We start from the raw sequence: 20,073 nt of genomic DNA, 5'->3' as shown, positions 1-20,073 counted from the left end.
GCGGGGGGCCCCGGGGCCGCGACCCCGTGGGCGGCCCCCGCAACGGGCGCGGGGCCCGGACTCCGCGACCAGGCGGCCGGCCGCACCTCCGGCCCCGCCCGCCAGACCGCGGCCCGGACTCCGCGACCAGGCGGCCGGCCGGCCCCCGCCCCGCCCGCCCCACCACGGCCCGGCCTCCGCGGCGGAACGGCCCCCGATGGCCGGCTGCCCCCGCCACCAGGCGCGTGAACGCCCCGCGCCCGGCCCCCGAAACGGCCCCCGGCCTGCCCGTCCGAGCGGTGGCTCAAGTGGCGCGCGGTGGGCGGGACGGAGACTGGCGGCTGCCTCCGGCGGGATCCGGAAGCGCTCCGGCGGCGCTCGGGGGCCTCACACGGGTGGGGCCGCGGATGTGCGCGGGGTGTAACCGGGGCTCCTCCCAGGGTGTGACGGGTCGGTAACGCGATCTTCCTACGGTGCTGGTCGTGGGCCCGTCCGTGGTGGCGGGGCGGTCCCGGTTCCACACGGGGCGACGTGGCAAGGGGTGGGGTGGGGTGGCGGCTGACGTGGGGACCCAGGGGGTCCGTACGGTCTGTTCGTACTGCGGGGTCGGCTGCGGGATCGTGCTGGACGTGGCCTCCGACCCGGCCGACGGCCGCCGCCGGGTGGTGAAGGCCTCGGGGGACAAGCAGCACCCCGCCAACCTCGGCCGGCTGTGCACGAAGGGCGCCACCAGCGCGGACATGATGGCCGCCCCCGGCCGGCTGGGCAAGGCGCTGGTCCGGGCGGACCGCGGCGCACCACCGGTCGAGACCGAGGTCGACGAGGCCATCGCGACGGTCGCCGGCCGGCTGCGCGCCGTCCTGGACGAACACGGCCCCGACGCCTTGGCCTTCTACGTCTCCGGCCAGATATCCCTGGAAGCGCAGTACCTGGCGAACAAGCTGGCCAAGGGCTTCGTGCGGACGAACCAGATCGAGTCCAACTCCCGCCTGTGCATGGCCTCCGCGGGCTCCGGCTACAAGCTCTCACTGGGCGCGGACGGCCCCCCGGGCTCGTACCGGGACTTCGACGCGGCGGACGTGTTCCTCGTCATCGGCGCCAACATGGCCGACTGCCACCCGATCCTCTTCCTCCGGATGATGGACCGCGTCAAGGCGGGCGCCAAGCTGATCGTCGTCGACCCGCGCCGCAACGCCACCGCCGACAAGGCCGACCTCTTCCTCCAGATCCGGCCCGGCACCGACCTCGCCCTGCTCAACGGCCTGCTCCACCTCCTGGTCGCCGGCGGCCACACCGACGAGGCCTTCATCGCCGAGGCCACCGAGGGCTGGGAGGAGATGCCCGCCTTCCTGGCCGACTACCCGCCCGCGAAGGTCGCCGAGACCACCGGTCTCGACGAGGGCGACATCCGGCGGGCCGCGGAGCTGATCGGCGCGGCCGGCGAGTGGATGAGCTGCTGGACGATGGGGCTGAACCAGTCCACGCACGGCACCTGGAACACCAACGCCCTGGTCAACCTGCACCTGGCCACCGGCGCCATCTGCCGCCCCGGCTCCGGCCCCTTCTCGCTGACCGGGCAGCCCAACGCGATGGGCGGCCGCGAGATGGGGTACATGGGCCCCGGCCTGCCCGGGCAGCGGTCCGTCCTCGTCGACGCCGAACGCGCCTTCGTCGAGGGGCTGTGGGGGATACCCGAGGGCTCGCTGCGCACCGACGTGGGCCGGGGCACGGTGGAGATGTTCGAGAAGATGGGCGCGGGCGACATCAAGGCCTGCTGGATCATCTGCACCAACCCGGTCGCCTCGGTCGCCAACCGCAGGACCGTCATCTCCGCCCTGGAGAGTGCCGAACTGGTCATCACCCAGGACGTGTTCGCCGAGACCGAGACCAACGCGTACGCGGACGTGGTCCTGCCGGCCACCCTCTGGGCGGAGTCCGACGGCGTGATGGTCAACTCCGAGCGGAACCTCACCCTGGTCCAGGGGGTCGTCGACCCGCCCGGACAGGCCCTGCCCGACTGGCGGTTGATCGCGGAGGTGGCCTGCGCGATGGGCTTCGCCGAGGGGTTCACGTACGCCTCCTCGGAGGAGGTGTTCGAGGAGCTGAAGCAGGCCTGGAACCCGGCCACCGGCTGGGACCTGCGCGGAGTCACCTACCGGCGGCTGCGCAGTACGCCCGTCCAGTGGCCGGCGCCCACCGCCGGCGGCCCCGACCGCAGTCCGGTCCGCTACCTCAACGACGGCGTGAGCCAGACGCTGCTGGAACGCCCGGACGGCAGCCGCCCCCGGCTGGCCTTCCCCACCCCGACCGGGCGGGCCCGCTTCTACGCCCGCCCCCACCTGCCGCCGGCCGAACTCCCCGACGACGAATACCCCTTCGTCCTCAACACCGGCCGGCTGCAACACCAGTGGCACACCCTGACGAAGACCGGGAAGGTCGCCAAGCTCGCGAAGCTCGACCCCGGCCCGTTCGTCGAGGTGCACCCCGAGGACGCGGCCGCCCTCGGGGTCGCCGCGGGCGACCACCTGGAGGTGGCCTCGCGCCGGGGCCGTGCCGTCCTGCCGGCGGTGGTCACCGACCGGGTGCGGCCGGGCACCTGCTTCGCCCCCTTCCACTGGAACGACCTCTTCGGGGAGTACCTCAGCATCAACGCCGTCACCAGTGACGCCGTCGATCCGATCTCCTTCCAGCCCGAGTTCAAGGCCTGCGCGGTCACGCTCACCAGAGCGGCCGCGCCGGTGGCGGCCGGGCGCGGCGGCGGGGAACACCGCAGCGCCCCGGCATCGGCCCCGGCCGCGCGCCCCGCCGCCGAAAGCCCCGTCACGCCCGCGGATCCGGGCTCCCCGGTGCAGGTCCCGGTCCCCTCGGTCCCGGTCCCCGCACTGGCCGCCGCCCTCGGCCTCGGGGACCTGGCCCCGGCCCGACTCGCCGAGCCCGAACGCCGGTACCTCTCCGGATTCCTCACGGGCCTCACCGCGGCCCCCGCCGACGGGCGCGTCCCGGTGTTGCCGGCCGGTGCGCCCCTCTCCAGGGACTCGGCCCTCTGGGTCGACGGCGTCCTGGCCGGCATGTTCTCCCGCCGGCCCGCGGCCCCGCCGCTGCCCGAGGCCACCGGACCGGCCGCGGGGCCGGCGGCACCCTCGACGACCCCGACCCGCCGGCTGGTCGTGCTGTGGGCCTCGCAGACCGGCACCGCGGAGGAGTTCGCCGCCACCGCGGCCGCCCGCCTCACGGCCGCCGGGCGCACGCCCGAACTCCTGCCGATGGCCGAGGCCGAGCCGGGCGGCCTCACCGCCGGCACCGACCTGCTGCTGATCACCAGTACCTTCGGCGACGGCGAGGCCCCGGACAACGGCGCCGCCTTCTGGCAGGCCCTGTCGGCCCCGGGAGCCGGCCGGCTGGACGGGGTCCGGTACGCGGTGCTCGCCTTCGGCGACTCGTCCTACGACGACTTCTGCGGCCACGGCCGACGGCTCGACGAACGCCTCCACGCCCTCGGCGCCACCCGGCTCGTCCCGCGGACCGACTGCGAACCGGACTACGGGGACGCGGCCGAGCAGTGGCTCCGGGCGGCCGTCACCGCGCTGGCGGAGGCGGCGGAACCGGTACCCGCGACCATCGGCGGGACCGGGACACCGGGGACCGGCACCCCCGGCCCCGGAGCACCGGGTACCGGGACATCAGGGACCGGAACACCCGGTCCGGGGACGCCCGGCCCGGGTACCCCCGGCCCGGCGGCCGCGGCGTCCCCGACCACGACCGGGTACGGCAGGACGTCGCCGTTCGCCACCCTCCTGATCGGCAACCGGCTGCTGAGCCTGCCCGGTTCGGCGAAGGAGGTACGGCAGTTCGCCTTCGACACCCGCGGCGGCGAACTCGCCTACGAGGCCGGGGACGCGCTGGGCGTCTGCCCGACCAACGCCCAGGCCCTGGTCACCGAATGGCTCGCCCTCACCGGCCTCGACCCGGCCGAACCCGTCGACCTCGGGGACGGTACGCCGCTCCCGCTGCGGGAGGCGCTGCGCACCCGCCTCGACATCACCCGCATCACGGCCGACCTGCTCCGGTTCGTGTGCGAGCGCACCGGCAGCCACGACCTCCGGCGCCTGCTGCGCCCGGACAACAAGGACGCGCTGGCACAGTGGAGTTGGGGCCGCCAGGCCGTCGACGTCCTCGCCGCCTTCCCGGTGCGCGCCGCGGCGGCCGAGTGGACCGCCGTCCTCAAGCGCCTGCAACCCCGCCTGTACTCCATCTCCTCCAGCCCCCTCGCCCACCCCGGCGAGGTGCGGCTGACGGTCTCGGTGGTCCGCTACGCCAACGACCTCGGCCGCGACCGCCACGGCGTGTGCTCCACCTATCTCGCCGACTGCGCCGACGACGGCCCGGTCCAGGTCTACGTCCAGCGCTCGCCGCACTTCCGCCCGCCCGCCGACCCGGCCACTCCCATGATCATGGTGGGACCCGGTACCGGGGTGGCCCCCTTCGTGGGGTTCCTCGAGGACCGGCGGGCCCGCGGACACACCGGTCCCAACTGGCTCTTCTTCGGCGAACAGCGGTCGGCCACCGACTTCTACTACCGCCAGGAGCTGGCGGCCTTCTCGGCCTCCGGCCACCTGGACCGCCTCGACCTGGCCTTCTCCCGGGACCAGCGCAACAAGGTCTACGTCCAGGACCGGATGCGCGAGCACGGGCCCCGGCTGTGGCAATGGCTCGAGGACGGCGCCCACTTCTACGTCTGCGGGGACGCCGGCCGGATGGCCAAGGACGTGGACCGGGCCCTGCGCGAGATCGTCGCAGCGCACGGCGCCATGGGCGCCGAGGAAGCCGACGCCTACGTCCGCCGACTGTCCGCCGACAAGCGGTACGTGCGCGACGTGTACTGAACCGCTCCGCGGCGGACGGTGGCCAACGCCCCCCGGGCGCCCGCTCCTCGGCGACGTACGTGAAGATCGACACGGGCCCGGGGGAACGCGCGATCCGGTCCGGACCGCCGGGACCTCCGGCGGGAGTCGGCGTGTGGACGAGGGGAGTTGGCGGGTGCGGGGGCAAGAGGAGGGGATGCGGAGGTATTTCGAGGAGGCCGCTGCGCGGCGTGGGTTCGAGATCTCCGCGGAGCAGGAGGTCGCGGTGGCGCGGCTGGTGCGGTTGGCTGGTGAACTGGCGCGGCCCGCCTGGACGTTCCCGAGGCCGCCGCGTGACCTGTACGTCTGGGGGCCGGTGGGCCGCGGGAAGAGCTGGCTGGTGGACACCTTCTACGAGGGGCTGCCCGCCGGGCGCAAACGCCGCCTGCACTTCCACGACTTCTTCCGTCGGCTGCACCAGGGCGTGGCCGGCCCCGGCGCCCGGCCCGACGGGCAGAGCGCGGTCGACAGTGCGCTCGACGAGCTGATCGGGGACAGCCGGGTGCTGGTCTTCGACGAGTTCCACGCCCACGACGCGGGCGACGCGATGCTCATCGCCCGGCTCTTCCGGACCCTGCTCGACCGCCGGATCACCCTCGTCACCACCTCCAACTACCCGCCCGCCGGGCTGATGCCCGACCCCCTCTACCACCACCTCTTCGAGCCCACCATCGCGCTCATCGAGGAGCGGATGGACGTCCTGGACGTCTCGGGGCCGGTGGACTTCCGCCGGTTCGCGGCCCCCGGTGCCGAGCCGGGCGGTCCGCGCTTCGCGACCGGGATGTGCCTGCCGCCCGAGGACCGTGCGCTGGCCGCCCACGACCTCGTCCGCCCCGCCCCCGGGGAGGCCGCCGCCGTCCGGGCGCACCTGCACGAGCTGCCCGCCCGCGCGGTCCGTGGCGACCTGGTGTGGTTCGGCTTCGACGCGCTCTGCGAGGGCGCCACCGCGGTACCCGACTACCTCGTCCTCGCCGAGCGGTTCGCCACCCTGGTCCTGGACGGGGTACCGCCGCTCGCCGAGGCCTCCGCGGACGGCCGGCAGCGGTTCGCCAACCTGGTCGACGTGGCCTGCGACCGGGACCTGCGGCTGGTGCTGGTCGGCGCCGACCCGCTGGCCGGCGCCGCCGGCGCGGGGGCGCTCACCCGCGACCTGGACCGGACGGCCAGCCGGCTGGCGATGCTGCGCGGGGCCGAGCGGGCCGGACTCCGCTGACCGGCGGCGGCCCGGGCGCGGCCGCCCCGGCGGTCGGCCCCGGTCAGCCCCGGCCGGCGCGCCCGTGGCGCAGGGCGTAGGCCACGGCGCCCGCGGCCAGGACGGCCGTCCCGGTCAGGACCGCGGACGGGGGGAGGGCGAAGGCCAGCAGGAGGCAGCCGGCCAGGCCCACGACGGGGACCCACCGGGGCGGGCGGCCCTCGGCCGGGGTGAGGGTCCGGGCGGCCGCGTTGGCGACGGCGTAGTACACCAGGACGCCGAAGGACGAGAAGCCGATGGCCCCGCGGACGTCGGCGGTCGCCGCCAGCACCGCGACCACCGCGCCGACCAGCAGCTCCGCCCGGTGCGGGACCCCGAAGCGCGGGTGTACGGCGGCCAGGGCGGGCGGGAGGTGCCGGTCCCGGGCCATCGCCAGCGTGGTGCGGGAGACGCCGAGGATCAGCGCGAGCAGGGAGCCCAGGGCCGCGACCGCGGCGCCGGCCCGCACCACCGGGACCAGCCAGGCGGCCCCGGCGGCCCGCGCGGCGTCCGTCAGCGGTGCCCCGGAGGCGGCGAGTCCGTCGGGGCCCAGCACCAGCAGGACCGAGACGGCGACGGCCGCGTACACGACCAGGGTGATGCCGAGCGCGATCGGGACGGCCCGGGGGATGGTGCGCGCCGGATCCCGGACCTCCTCACCGAGGGTGGCGATCCGGGCGTACCCGGCGAAGGCGAAGAACAGCAGGCCGGCCGCTTGGAGCAGGCCCCCGACGGAGGCGTCCGCGCCGATGTCCAGGCGGTCCGCCCGCACCGCCCCGGAGGCCAGGGTGGTGACCACCACGGCGGCGAGCGCGGCCAGCACGAGGGCCACCACGACCCGGGTCAGCAGGGCGGACTTGTGCACCCCCGCGTAGTTCACCGCGGTCAGCGCCACCACGGCGGCCACCGCGACCGCGTGGGCGTGGCCGGGCCACACGTACGAGCCGACGGTCAGGGCCATGGCCGCGCAGGAGGCGGTCTTTCCCACGACGAACGACCAGCCGGCCAGATAGCCCCAGAAGGGGCCCAGTCGTTCGCGCCCGTAGACGTAGGTCCCGCCGGAGGACGGGTAGCGGGCCGCGAGCCGGGCCGAGGAGGTGGCGTTGCAGTACGCGACCACCGCGGCGAGGGCCAGCCCGGCGAGCAGGCCGGAACCGGCGGCCCGGGCGGCCGGGGCGAGCGCGGCGAAGATCCCCGCGCCGATCATCGAACCCAGGCCGATCAGCACCGCGTCGGACACCCCGAGGCGCCGCCGCAGCCCCGCCGGTCCGCCCGGCGCCGCGCTGCCGTCCACCTGTGCCACCCCTCGCCGTCCGTACCCGCGGACGTACGCCGCGGCCCGCGCACCCTAGGGCATGGACCTGAACGGCCGGCACCGGCGCGCGCCCCACCCCGCGTCGCCCCGCCGTGATCACCCCGCGTCGCCCCGCCCCGCAGGTACCCGGCGGCCCTAGAGTCGGGCAGATGACAGCGGAGGAGGACGCGACCGGGCGGACGGCGGGGGACCCGGCCGCGGGTCCGGGGCCCGTGGTGGCGGTGCTGCGCGAGGCGGTGATGCCCCTGGGGCTGATGGCGCTGATCGCGGGGCTGGACCTGGCCACCGGCCGGGACACGTACTTCTACCCGTTCCTGGTCCTCGGCCCGGCGCTGGCGGCGACCGTGGCCCGGCCGGCGGTGGTCCTCGGGGTGGGGCTGCTCGCGCTGCCGCTGCGGTACCTGCTGGCCTTCTACGACCACGTGGGCACCACGGCCCCGGCCGACAAGGCCTTCCAGTACAACACCTTCGGCGTGGCCGCCGCGGTCGGGGCGAGCGTGGTCGTCTCGTGGCTGCGGCTCAAGCGCGAACGGAAGCTGGCCGTGGTCACCGAGGTCGCCCTGGCGGCCCAGCGGGCGATCCTGCTGCCCCCGCCGGACACCGTCGACGGCATCCGCATCGCCGTCCGCTACTACCCGGTCGCCGAACACGCCGAGCTCGGCGGCGACCTGTACGACGCCCGCGCTACGGAGCACGGCGTGCGGGTGGTCATCGGCGACGTGGCGGGCAAGGGGTTGGACGCGGTCCGCACCGCGGCCATCACCCTCGGCGCCTTCCGCGAGGCCGTCCACGAGGAGCCCGACCTCGCCGGGGTGGCCCGGCGGGTCGAGCGCGGCATCGTGCGGGACGCCCCGGCGGACGCCTTCGTCACCGCGCTGTTCCTCGAGTTCGGCCCGGACGGGGTGGAGTTCCTGCACCGGGGCCACGAGCCGCCCGTGCTGGTCACCGCCGACGGCGCGGCCCGGGAACTGGAGCCGCCCGAGCCGGGCCTGCCGCTGGGGCTGGCCGCCCTGGACCGGGGCGCCGCCGCGGCCGCGCCGCGCTGGTCCGTGCCGTTCCCCGAGGGTGACCTGCTGCTGCTGGTCACCGACGGGGTCACCGACGCCACCGACCGCACGGGCCGGCAGTACCGGCTGCCCCGGCGGGCCGCCGAACTGCTGGCCCGGGGCACCCTCCCGGCCGACCCGCGCACCGTGGTCGACCTGGTGGGCCGCGACCTGCTGGCCCACGTCCGGGGACACCGCCTCACCGACGACACCCTGGTCGTCGCCCTGGCCCGGATCCCGGGGCACCCGCTCAGGGACACAGCGTCCGGCTAGCCGCCCCGGTGCCGAAGTCCGCTCGGACGCAGCCGGGGCGGACGCCCTCGCGGGGCGTGGTGCCGAAGTTGGCGGTCATCGTCAGGGCGCCGGAGCCGAAGACCGTCCGCTGCACGGCGTGGTCGGCAGTGAGCCACCGGAAGGAGGTCATCGGCCGCAGGAACGAGACCCGGTGCACGCCGGCGAAGAAGGACTGGAGCCGGGCCAGGTCCTTGCCGTGCCGGTCGAGGGAGGGGCCGTCGAGCACGTAGTTGAGGGGGACGTTGTAGAGCATGGCGAGCAGCGCCCGGTCCCGCTTCTGGTCGGGCAGCTTCTCGTACGAGAGCTCCCAGCGGTCGGCGTTGACCACCGCGTCGTGCAGGGCGGTCTCCAGCAGGGGGACCCGGTAGCGCGGGTCGAACATCGCCTTGGAGAGGTCCGCGGGCAGGTGCACCGGCTTGAAGAAGATCGCCGGGGCCTTGGCGGGGGCGTAGCCGCCCCAGACGTCCCGGTCCCGCTCCAGCGGCCACAGCGCGTCGGCCACCGGGGTGGCCGAGCCGTGGGAGAAGGCCAGGACGCCGTTGGCCCAGGAGCCGGCGGACTCGGAGCCCAGGACGAGCCGGCGCCGGTCGGTGAGGTCGGCCATCCGGCGGAGCCGGTTGGCGCGGTCCCGGCGCTGGTTCATCCGGTGGCCGGGGGTGTGGTCGTCGAAGAACTCGCCGGCCGCGTCCACGTCCAGGAAGTAGCTGTTCATGCCGCCGGCCGAGAAGGTGTCCACGTGCCGGTCGAGGATCGTGCGGCCCTCGGGGGTGGCGAGCGCCTGGGAGCTGACGTAGCAGCCGCGGCCGCCGAAGCCGGTCATGATGCTCCCGTCGGCGTTGCGGACGCAGTACGCGTTCCAGACGGGGGCCGGCCAGGTGGAGGTGGGGCTGTCGGAGGTGGCGGGGTCCTGGGCGTTGGCGAAGGAGTCGTACGAGCCGACGAGGTAGCCGTCCTTCTTGGCCGCGGCGATCGCGGCGGGGGACATCGGGCCGTTGCCGGGGTCGTAGCCGAGCCACATCCGGGAGACCCCGAGCTTCCTGAGCCGGTCGATGCCCTCGGCCGTGCGCGCGTCGCCCCAGACGTACGCGTGGAAGGCGCCGGTCAGCTTGGCGGTGTCCGGGTTCGCGCGGATCTTCGCCCGGAGGGACGACAGCCGCCCGGAGTCCGCCAGCCAGGACCGGTAGTCCAGCGCCGGGGCGACGGGGGAGGCGTCGGTGAGCCTGAAGGAGACGGTGTAGTCGCGGGTCTGCTCGGCGGCGGCGAAGGCGTGCACCGCGGTGGTGCCCAGCCGGCCGCCGCGGGAGTCGACGGCCAGCGTGGTGCCGAGGGCGTCGGGGGAGAGGTAGCTGATGCCCTGCCGTCCGGCCGTGTACCCCCACAGGGGCAGGGTCAGGCCGGCGGCCAGGTCCAGGCGCTGGCCCGCCAGCCCGGCCGCGGTGTTCCACCAGCGGTCCGCGACCGGGACGGACAGGCCCTCGCCCTTGGGGAGTTGGAGCGCGGTCGCGGTGCGGTCGGTGCCGGTGACGGGCCAGCGCACGGTGGTGTCCCGGTCCGCGTGGACGGTCACGACCAGTCGGCCGGCGGCGCTCTTCGCGGTGACCGACAGGCCCGTGCCGGGGTAGGACCAGCGGGCGCCCCGGGAGTCGGTGGTGACCGCGGAGGGCTTCCCGAGGCCGGCGCCGGCGGCCGAGGCGGTCAGGGCCGGTCCGCCGCCGGCCGGGCGGAGGGAGACCGCAAGGCCCGCCGGGTCGATCTCGGCGGTGCCGCCCGCGACCGCCAGGCGGACCCGGGGTGCGGCCGGTGCGGCCGGCCCGGTGGCCGTCGCGGCGGCGGACAGTGCGGGACCGAGGGCCAGGGCGCCGCCGGTCAGGGTCAGGAGGGCGGTGTGCAGGAGGGTCCTGCGAGGTGCGTGGGGCACGGAGGTCCTTCTCGTCGGCAGGGAGGTCCGGGCGCGGGCGGCGGACCCGGCACGGCCCGGTACGCTCCGCGCGGTGCGGGCCCGCCCGACGGTAGGAGCGCGTTCTAAGAACGTTCTAAGAGTTCGGAGGTGCAGGTCATACCTCGTGATGACGGCTCCGGGACCCGGCCGGACCGAGGGACTACGGCGGACGCGACCCGAGGAGGTCGCCCCGGGCGCGGGACGGGCCGAGGATGGAGGGCCGGCACGTCCCCCGTGCGGTCGCGTTCCCGCGCGGCCCGCCGGTACGAAGGAGCAACCCCGCGTGAACATCACGTCCCTGACCGCCGCAGCCCTCGCGGTGACCGGCCTCGTCGCCCTGACCGGCCCGGGCGGCGCCCCGTCCGGGGGCCGGCCGGACCCGGCCGCGGACCGGCCCACGGGCCGGCTGGTCTGGGGGACCTGCGGCCGTGAGGACATCCAGGAGGGGGTCGAGTGCGGGCGGCTCACCGTCCCGGTCGACTGGTCCCGGCCGGCCGGGCAGCAGGTCGCCCTGCGCGCGTACCGGATGAAGGCGACCGGCGGACCGGGCCGCGGCACGATCCTCAACTTCCCCTCCGGACCCGGCGAGACCGGGGACATCGCCTTCGCCACTCTGCGCGACCGGCTGCCCCGCTACGACCTCGTGGCCCTCGACCCCCGGGGCGTGGGCGAGAGCGCCCCGCTGCGCTGTGCGACCGACAGGATCCTGAAGATCCCGCTGGTACCGCCCACCGGACAGCGCGCCTTCGAGGAACTGGCCGCCGGACAGCGGGCGTTCTGGTCCTCCTGCCGGACCTCGCCGGCCGCCGTCAAGGGCCACCTGGACGCGGTGAGCAACGCCCGCGACGCCGAGGCCCTGCGCGCCGCGCTGAAGCTGGACCGCGTCAACCTCTACGGGATGTCCTACGGCACCCTGCTCGCGGAGCGGTACCTCGGCCTGTTCGGCCGGCAGGTCAACGGGGCCGTACTGGAAGGGGTGATGGACCCGGCCCGGAGCCGGCGGTCCTTCGTCACCAGCGCCGCGGCGGCGAGCGAGGCGGTCCACGACCGGTTCGCCCGGTGGTGCGCGCGGAACAAGGAGTGCGTCCTGCACGGCAAGGACCTCGACGCGACCCTGCGCACCGCGCAGCGGCAGGCGGACCGGGGGCGCGTCCCGGGCACGGCCTTCGGGCGTCCCTGGTCGGCCGCCGCGGTCGTCCAGTACGTCGAAACGGCCACCGGCAACGCGGACTTCGCGGGCGCGGCCCGCGGCCTGGCCGCCCTCGCCCGGGGCGCCAACCCGGATCCGGACGACGGCGGCGGCGACCAGCCGGTGCCGAAGGCGCTGCCGTACGCGGACCCGGTGGTCTGCTCCGACTTCGACCTGTCGGTACGTGACCGGGCCTCGGCGGCGGGCGACCTGGAGGCCGCCCGCAGGGCGGCCCCGCACCTGGGCTACTCCACCAACGCCGCGCAGTACACGTCGATCTGCCTGAACGGGCCGGCACCCGCGAAGGGGTCCGGAACCCCGGTGGTCTCCCGCAGCGCGCACCCGGTGATGCTGCTCAGCAACACCCTCGACCCGTCGACGCCGATCGCCTGGGCCGATGCCGTGCAGCGCCGGCTGGGCCCGGACACGCTGCACGTCCGGACGGACAAGGTCGGGCACGGTGGCGGCCTGGACGTGCCGGACACCCGGCGGCGGGTGGCGGCGTACCTGGACCGGCTGAACCGGGCGTGACCGGACCGGGCTCAGCCGGTGACGACCCGCCCGTCGCGCAGTTCCAGGACCCGGTCCGCGAGGTCGAGCAGCTGCGGGTCGTGGGTGGCGACCAGGGCGGCGATGCCCTCGCTGCGGACGGCGGAGCGCAGCAGTTCCATCACGGCCAGGCCGGTGCCCGCGTCCAGCTGGCCGGTGGGCTCGTCGGCGATGAGCAGCGAGGGCCGGTTGGCCAGCGCCCGGGCGATCGCCACGCGCTGCTGCTGGCCGCCGGAGAGTTCGGTGGGCCGCTGGTCGGCGTGGTCGGCCAGGCCCACCAGGGCGAGCAGCAGGGCCACCCGCTCGTCCCGCTCGGCCGGGTCGGTGCGGCGCAGCCGCAGCGGGACGCCGACGTTCTCGGCGGCGGTCAGGATCGGGATCAGCCCGAAGTTCTGGAAGACGAAACCGATGCGGTCGCGGCGCAGTTCGAGCAGTTCCTCGGCGCCCAGCGAGGCGAGGTCGATGCCGTCGAGGAACACCTGCCCCCGGTCCGGGGCGTCCAGTCCGCCGACCAGGTTGAGCAGCGTGGTCTTGCCGGCGCCGGAACGGCCCTTGATGGCCACCAGCTCGCCGCGGGCCAGCTCGAAGCCGGCGCCGGTCAGGGCGTGCACCGCCGCGGCGCCGCTGCCGTAGGACCGGTGCAGGTCGGTGACCCGCACCATCGGGGCACCCGCCGCCTCCGGGGCGCCGTCGGCCGCCCTGCCCGTACCGCTGCTCCGCTGTGCCATGGCCCGCCCCCGTGCATCCCCGTACGTGATCGTCGGGGTCAGTATGAGCAGGCGGAACATGTCCGGGCAATGACGAACCCGGGTGCAACTCCTGTCGTACGTGGATCGTTCTGCATCTATTTCTAGTCGGGATCTGTTTGTTTCAACATCATTTTTTGATAGAAATCCGAACGAGCCGGCACCAACGACCGTCGGCCGGGGGGCGGGTCGACTGTGACGGGGTTCATCTTCCTGCGCGCACGCGCGCACCGGCTGCTGCTGGCCTGCGCCCTGCTCGCGGTGCTGCTGACCACCGCCGTGCTCGCCACCCTCGCCGCCTTCACCTCAGCGGTCGGCGACACGGCCCTGCGCGAGAACCTGCGGGGGCCCGCCGCCCCCGCCGCCGCGCTCGTGGTCAGCGCCAAGGTCCCCGCCGACCGGCGGACGGCCGCCGGGGCGGTCGTCGAACAGGCCGCCCGCCGCACCTTCGACGGACTGCCGGTGACCGTCCGCAGCCTGATCTCCTCCGGGTCCTACGCCCTTCCGCGCAGCCTCCAGCCGGCCGCCGCCCGCTCCGGGAACCCGGACCTGACGCAGCTCGCCGCCCTGGACCCCACCCGCATCCGGCTGGTCGCCGGCACCCTGCCCGGCCCGCCCGCCGCCGGCCGCACCGCCGAGATCCCGGCCGCCGTACCGCAGGCCGCCGCCCGGCGGCTCGGCACCGCCCCCGGCAGCCGGCTCCGCCTGACCGACCCCCTCGGCGGCCCCCCGCTGACCGTCCGCATCACCGGCGTCTACCAGGCCCGCGACACCGCGGACCCGTACTGGCAGCTCGACCCGCTCGGCGGCCGGGCCGTCCGGACCCTGGAGTTCACCACCTACGGCCCGCTGCTCGCCGACCCCGCGGCGCTGGCCGCCGGCCGCACCAGCACCGGCAGCAGCGGCTGGCTCGCCACCGCCGACTACCGGGACCTGACCACCGACCGGATCGGCGCCCTGCGCGCCGCCGCCACCAGCGGCCCCCAGGGCCTGCGCAAGGCACCGGACTTCGCGGCCGGCGCGACCGTGCGCACCGCCCTGCCCGCCGTCCTGGACCGCACCGAACGCGCCCTGGTCGTCGCCCGCTCCACCCTCTTCATCCTCGCCCTGCAACTGGTCCTGCTCGCCGGATACGCCCTGCTGCTGGTGGCCCGCCTGCTGAGCAGCCAGCGGGCCGGCGAGACCGGCCTGCTGCGCGCCCGGGGCGCCGCCGGCACCAGGATCGCCGCCCTCGCCACCACCGAGGCGCTGCTCCTCGCCGCCCCCGCGGCCGTCCTCGCCCCGCTGCTCGCCGGCCCGCTCACCCGCCTGATCAGCGACTACGCCAGCGACGGGCGGACCCTCGACGACGGCGGGGGCCTGTGGACCCCGCCGGGCGGCCCCGTCTGGCTGGTGGCCGCCGCCGTCGCGCTGTGCTGCGCCGCGGCCGTGGTCTCGCCCGCGCTGGCGGCCGCCTCGGACGGCACGGTACGGCTGCGCCCCGGCCGCGACGGCACCCTGCCGGCCCCGCTGCGGGCCGGCGCCGACCTCGCCCTGGTCCTCGTCGCCGGCGTCGCGTACTGGCAGCTCGACCGCCGCGGCGGTCCCGAGGGCGGCGGCGCGGCGGGCTCCTCGCTCGGCGTCGACCCGCTGCTGGTCGCCGCCCCCGCCCTGGCCCTGCTGGCCGGCACCGTGCTGACCCTGCGACTGCTGCCGCCGCTGGCCTCGCTGGCCGAACGCCGGGCCGCCCGGTCCCGGGGCCTGGGCCCCGCGCTGGCCGGCTGGCATCTGGCCCGCCGCCCGCTGCGCGGCGCCGGCCCCGTCCTGCTGCTCGTCCTGGCCACCGCCATGGGCACCCTCGCCGTCGGACAGGGCGCCTCCTGGGACCGCTCGCAGCGCGACCAGGCCGACTTCGCCGCCGGCGCGGCCGTCCGGGTCCTCGACGGCCGCCTCGGCACCCCCGGCCAGGCGGGCTACTACGCCCAACTGCCCGGCGTGCACCGGGCCGCCCCCGCCTACCGCACCACCCTCGAGCTCTCCGGCGGCCGCACCGCCACCGTCCTCGCCCTCACCACCCGCGAGGCCGACGAACGGATGCTGCTGCGCCCCGACCTCGCCGACGTACCGGCCGGGCAGCTGCTCGCCGGGCTCGCCCCGCCGCCTCCCGCCGCCGGCCGGCCGGAGATCCGGCTGCCCGCCGACGCCCGCACCCTCACCGTCGACGCCCGGCTCACCCCCGACGCGGTGTACCAGGCGCTGCGCCGCGACGGGACCGAGAGAGCCCCGGCCGAGTTCACCGTCCTCGTCGAGGACCGCCTCGGCCTGTCGTACCGGCTGCGGGCCGGCCCGCTGCCCGCCGACGCCCGCACCCGCCGCCTCACCGTCGCCCTGGACCGCACCGCGTCCGGCGCCGGGCACGCCCCGGCCGGCCCGCTGCGGGTGACCGGCTTCCAACTGCGCGGCGCGCCCCCGGGCGGCCGGGACGAGACCCAGCGCCTGGACATCATCCGGCTGGCCACCGCGGGCCCCGGCTCCGCCCCCCGGGACCTCACCCCGCCCGCCGGCCTGCGCTGGCAGGGCACCGCCGACGCCACCCGCGCCGGCGACCCGCTCCCGCCGCGGCAGTTCACCGTGCCCGGCGCGCTGCCGCTCAGCATCTCGTACAGCACCGGTATCAGCGCGGGCATGTTCGGCACCGGCGCCGACGACTCCTACACCGTCCGGCTCACCACCCCGCAGCCCGCCGCGTCCGGCCCGCCGCCCGCCGTGGCCACCGACGCCTTCCTCAAGGCCGCCGCCGCCCGCCCCGGCGACCGCGTCTCCCTCACCCTGGGCGTCGAGCGGCTGACCGTGCGGCTGGTGCGCGCCGTCCGTGAACTGCCCACCACCGGCACCCCGTCCGGGACCCCGTCCGGCCCGGACCCGGCCGCCGACCCCGGCACGGACCCGGCGGCCGACGGTGGCGCCCTCCTGGTCGACCTGGCCACCGTCAACCAGGCGCTGGCCCGGCAGGGGAAGGACCTGGTCGCCCCCACCGAATGGTGGCTGAGCACCCCGAAGCCGGCCGCCGTGGCCGCCGCCCTGCGGTCCCGCGCCGACGCCGGCGCCGCCGACGAGGTCCTGGTCCGCGACGAACGCGCCGCCGAACTGCTCGGCGACCCGCTCGGCCGGGGCCCGCGCGCCGCCCTGTTCGGCGTGACCCTCGCCGCCGCCGCGCTGGCCGCCGTCGGCTTCGCCGTCAGCGCCGCCGGCTCGCTGCGCGAACAGTCCGCCGAACTCGCCGTGCTGCGCGCCCTGGGCGCCTCCCGGCGCCGCCTGGCCACCCTCGCCGCCGCCGAACACGGCCTGCTCGTCCTCGTCGGCGTGCTCGCCGGCCTCGGCATCGGCACCCTGCTCACCCGGGCCGTGGTCCCGCTCCTGGTCCTCACCGGGCAGGCCGCCCGCCCGCTCCCGCAGGTCCTGGTCGAACTGCCCTGGTCCCACCTGGCCCTGCTGCTCGCCGGGGTCGCGGCCGTACCGCTGCTGACCGCCGCCGCCCTCGCGCTCCGGCACGCCGGCCCCGCGCCCTCGCTCCGTGACCAGGGGGACAGCTGACATGACCAGCCCCACCACCGCCCCGACGCGCCCCGCCACCGAGAACCGGGCGGCCCGCACCCCCGCCCCCTGGGTGCGCACCCGACTGCGCACCTCGCCCGCCGCCGCGCTCGCCCTCGCGGTCCTCGTCCTCGTCACCGCCTTCCTGGCCGCCGCGCTCCCGCGGGCCGTCGACGGGTACGAGAGCCTGGCCCTGCGGCACGCCGTCGAGGACGCCCCGGCCACCGCCACCGCCGTCGAGGTCACCACCCCCCGGCCCGGCCTCGAACTCTCCCCGGCCAAGCAGGAGGCGGCCCTGCTCCCGCCCCCGCTCGACGCCGTGCAGAGCCGCCTGCTGGCCGCGCTGCCCGCCCCGCTGCGGGCCGACCCCGGCCAGTCGGCGCACGGCGTACGGACCACCACTGCGCTCGTCGCCACCGACTCATGGCTGCCCCGCCTGGAGGAGCGGCCACCCCGGTTCACCGTGGACGCCCAGTCCGGCCTCGCGGACCACGCCACCGTGGTCAGCGGCCGGCTCCCCGGCGCCCGGGGCGCCGTCACGGCCCGTACCCGGAACGTGGAGGCGGCGGCCAGCACCGAGACCGCCGCGACCCTGCACCTGCGGGTCGGTTCCGTCGTGCACCTGCTCGCCGACGGCCCGCTCGCCGTGACGATCACCGGTATCGTCGAACCGCGCACGCCGGGCGGCAGTTACTGGAGTGCCAAGCCGATCCTGCGCACCCCCGGCCAGCTGATGGCCCGCTCCGGAGTCATTCCCGCCCCCTACTGGCACGGCGCCCTGCTGCTCGCCCCCGAGGCCGCCCCGGCCCTGCTCGGTACCACGGGCAAGTTCGAGCGGTACTGGCGCTTCGCCCCCGCCGCCGACGGGCTGACCGCCGCTGATGCGCCCACCCTCGTCAAGCGGATCGCCTCCCTCGAAGGCGGCCCCGACCTGCTGCGGATGCGCGCCGTGGCCGGCTCCACCGCCGTGGTCTCCACCGACCTGGAGACCGTCCTCGCCGACCAGAACGCCGCCCGCGACGCGGTGGCCGACGTCGTCGCCGTGGCCGCCGCCGGCACCGGCGCGGTCGCCGCCGTCGTCATCGCCATGGCCGGGAGCCTGGTCGCCGCCCGCCGCCGGGACGAACTGGCCCTGCTGCGCGCCCGCGGCGGCTCCCTGGCCGGTATCGGGCTCCGGCTGCTCGGCGAGGCGGCCGTCACCGCACTGCCGGCCGCCGCCGCCGGACTGCTCGCCGCCCTGCTGCTCCTCGACGGGTCCCGATGGCTGCCCGCCGCCCTCGGCGCGGGCGCCGTCGCCCTGCTCGCCTGCGTGGTCCTGCCGCTGCCCGCCGTGCTGGCCCACCGCAAGCCGCGCGTCCACGGCCTCCGCGACGACCTGGCCACCGCCCGGCCCGGCCGGGCCCGCACCGTCGCCGAACTGACCGCGCTGGTGCTGGCCGCCGCCGCCCTCCAGACCCTGCGCAGCCAGGACGCCGCCGGCGGCCCGCTGGCCGCCGCCGCGCCCGTCCTGGTCGCCCTCACCGCCGCCCTGGTCGCGGTCCGGCTCTACCCGCTGCCACTGCGCTGGGCCGCCCGCCCCGCCCGCCGGCTGCGCGGCGCTGTCGGCTTCCTGGCCCTGGCCCGCGCCGGCCGCGCCCCGGCCGCGGGCGTACTGCCGCTGCTCGCCCTGCTCGTCGCCCTCACCACCGCCGCCCTCGGCGGCTCCGTGCTGGCCGGCGTCGAGGGAGCCCGCGACCGCACCGCCCTGCTGACCACCGGAGCCGACGTCCGCGTCTCCACCATCGGCGACCTCACCCCGCTGCCCGCCCAGACCGCGGCGGCCGTCGCGGGGGTCCGCGGCATCGAGGAGGTCACCGCGCTCCGGTTCGACCGCTCGGCCACCCAGATCCCGGCGCCCGCCACCGGCCGCCGCGTCCTCACCCTGATCGGCGTCCAGCCCGAGCCGTACGCGCGGCTCGCCCGGCACACCGGTCTCGGCGGCTTCCCGGCCACCGCACTGGCCCGTACCGGCGGCGTGCTCGACGCCGTCGCCTCCCCGGCCCTGGCCGCCCGGCTCGGCAGCGGCCCGCACCAGGTCGCCGCCCTCGGCGGCACCGTCACCGTCCGCGTCGTGGCCGTCCGGGACACCACCCCGGCCGCGCCCCGCAGCGAGTTCCTGCTGGTCGACAGCGCGGGCCTGCCGGGCCCCGGCACCGGTACCACCACCCTGCTCGCCACCGGCGCCCACCCCGACCCGGCCGCTCTGCGCGCCGCGGCCGCCGGGCAGCCCGTACAGATCAAGAGCACCGTCCGGGCGGCCTTCGCCGACACGCCCCTCCAGAAGGGCGCCGGCCGCCTCTACACCGCCGCGATCGCCGCCGGAGCCGGCTACGCCGCCGTCGCCCTGCTGCTCTCGCTGCTGCGGTCGGCCCCCGAACGCACCGCGTTGCTCGCCCGGTTGGGCACCTTGGGCATGGGCCGCCGGCAGAGCCGGACCCTGCTCCTGCTCGAAGCACTGCCCCAGACCCTGCTCGCCGCCGCCGGCGGACTGCTCACCGCCTGGGCCACCATCCGCCTCGTCGCCCCGGGCATCGACCTGACCCGGCTGGCCCTGACCGCCGCAGCCGAACCCGGCACCGCCGACGGCATCGCCCTGCACGCCGACGCCTGGTCACTGGCCCTGCCCGCGGCCGGCGTGGTGGCCCTGTCGGTCGCGGTGGCCGCCGCCCAGGCGTGGTGGCCGGACCGGCGCCGCACCCCCTCCAAGAAGCCCGTACCGGGAGAGACACGATGACGGACACGAAGGCCGGCGCCGCCGCCACGGACGACCGCCCCACCCTCGCCGAACTCGAACGGCGCGCCAACGCCCGCCGGGACCGGCCCTCCTACGGGCACGACGCGCTGATCGCCTGCGACCGGCTGGTCCGGATCTTCACCACCGACGGCGTCGAGGTGCAGGCCCTCCAGGGCCTGGACCTGCTGGTCCGCGAGGGCGAGCTGATGGCACTGGTCGGCGCCTCCGGCAGCGGCAAGTCCACCCTGATGAACATCCTCGCCGGCCTGGACGTACCCACCGCCGGCGCGGCCCGGGTCGCCGGCCGGGACCTGCTGGCCATGACCGCCAAGGACCGTCTCGACTACCGGCGCAACGCCGTCGGCTTCGTCTGGCAGCAGACCTCCCGCAACCTGCTCCCGTACCTGACGGCCGCCCAGAACGTCGCCCTGCCCATGCGGCTGCGCGGCGGGGGCCGGGGCACACCCCCATCCACCCCGAGTACGTCGCGTCCGTCCTGGACGAACTGGCCTCCGACGACGCGGTGTTCACGGTGGAC

At 76.7% G+C, this 20,073-nt stretch carries 10 protein-coding genes; 7 read left to right on the top strand and 3 right to left on the bottom strand.

The features are described 5' to 3' along the window. The first annotated feature begins 530 nt into the window (after positions 1-530). Together AB0O40_RS33745 and zapE are read left to right on the top strand one after the other, a co-directional pair. A complete protein-coding gene (locus AB0O40_RS33745) occupies positions 531-4,862 on the top strand; it encodes a molybdopterin-dependent oxidoreductase (RefSeq protein WP_365049338.1) in 4,332 nt (1,443 codons plus the stop codon). A 175-nt stretch (positions 4,863-5,037) separates the two neighbouring features. Next, positions 5,038-6,093, top strand: coding sequence for a cell division protein ZapE (zapE, locus tag AB0O40_RS33740; protein ID WP_365049336.1), 1,056 nt, complete (start codon positions 5,038-5,040; stop codon positions 6,091-6,093). 43 nt (positions 6,094-6,136) lie between these two features. On the opposite strand, the gene AB0O40_RS33735 is transcribed toward zapE, so the two are convergent. Further along, positions 6,137-7,405 (bottom strand): APC family permease, encoded by a 1,269-nt coding sequence (locus tag AB0O40_RS33735; RefSeq protein ID WP_365049342.1) that lies wholly within the window; start codon positions 7,403-7,405, stop codon positions 6,137-6,139. A gap of 170 nt (positions 7,406-7,575) precedes the next feature. Here AB0O40_RS33735 and AB0O40_RS33730 point away from each other — a divergent pair, with 170 nt between their 5' ends. Then, positions 7,576-8,745, top strand: coding sequence for a PP2C family protein-serine/threonine phosphatase (locus AB0O40_RS33730; RefSeq protein ID WP_365049334.1), 1,170 nt, complete (start codon positions 7,576-7,578; stop codon positions 8,743-8,745). Here AB0O40_RS33730 and AB0O40_RS33725 read toward each other — a convergent pair. After that, a complete protein-coding gene (locus AB0O40_RS33725) occupies positions 8,723-10,684 on the bottom strand; it encodes a glycoside hydrolase (protein ID WP_365049332.1) in 1,962 nt (653 codons plus the stop codon). The genes AB0O40_RS33730 and AB0O40_RS33725 overlap by 23 nt on opposite strands. Positions 10,685-10,988: 304 nt before the next feature. Between AB0O40_RS33725 and AB0O40_RS33720 the strand changes: the two genes are divergently transcribed. Continuing rightward, positions 10,989-12,425, top strand: coding sequence for an alpha/beta fold hydrolase (locus tag AB0O40_RS33720; RefSeq protein ID WP_365049330.1), 1,437 nt, complete (start codon positions 10,989-10,991; stop codon positions 12,423-12,425). 11 nt (positions 12,426-12,436) lie between these two features. Here AB0O40_RS33720 and AB0O40_RS33715 read toward each other — a convergent pair whose 3' ends face one another. Beyond that, a complete protein-coding gene (locus AB0O40_RS33715; RefSeq protein WP_365049340.1) occupies positions 12,437-13,105 on the bottom strand; it encodes an ABC transporter ATP-binding protein in 669 nt (222 codons plus the stop codon). A 279-nt stretch (positions 13,106-13,384) separates the two neighbouring features. On the opposite strand from AB0O40_RS33715, the gene AB0O40_RS33710 reads away from it, so the two are divergent. The 3 genes from AB0O40_RS33710 to AB0O40_RS33700 all read left to right on the top strand — a co-directional run. Further along, positions 13,385-16,762, top strand: coding sequence for an ABC transporter permease (locus tag AB0O40_RS33710; protein ID WP_365049328.1), 3,378 nt, complete (start codon positions 13,385-13,387; stop codon positions 16,760-16,762). Position 16,763: 1 nt separating this feature from the next. Then, a complete protein-coding gene (locus tag AB0O40_RS33705) occupies positions 16,764-19,535 on the top strand; it encodes an ABC transporter permease (protein ID WP_365049327.1) in 2,772 nt (923 codons plus the stop codon). Continuing rightward, positions 19,532-20,073 (top strand): ATP-binding cassette domain-containing protein (locus AB0O40_RS33700; protein ID WP_365049326.1); only part of this gene is annotated, 542 nt, incomplete at its 3' end. The genes AB0O40_RS33705 and AB0O40_RS33700, both read left to right, overlap by 4 nt.

The organism is Streptomyces sp. NPDC089919 (genome assembly GCF_040684615.1).
Taxonomy (GTDB): Bacteria; Actinomycetota; Actinomycetes; order Streptomycetales; family Streptomycetaceae; genus Streptomyces.
The sequence above is the reverse complement of the archived record's forward strand: the minus strand, read 5'-3'. Positions and strand labels throughout refer to the sequence as shown.

Bases quoted from the DNA above. Each gene is read 5' to 3' on its own strand.
- zapE (WP_365049336.1), top strand. From the start codon at position 5,038: ATGCGGAGGTATTTCGAGGAGGCCGCTGCGCGGCGTGGGTTCGAGATC.
- AB0O40_RS33730 (WP_365049334.1), top strand. From the start codon at position 7,576: ATGACAGCGGAGGAGGACGCGACCGGGCGGACGGCGGGGGACCCGGCC.
- AB0O40_RS33715 (WP_365049340.1), bottom strand. From the start codon at position 13,105: ATGGTGCGGGTCACCGACCTGCACCGGTCCTACGGCAGCGGCGCCGCG.
- AB0O40_RS33705 (WP_365049327.1), top strand. From the start codon at position 16,764: ATGACCAGCCCCACCACCGCCCCGACGCGCCCCGCCACCGAGAACCGG.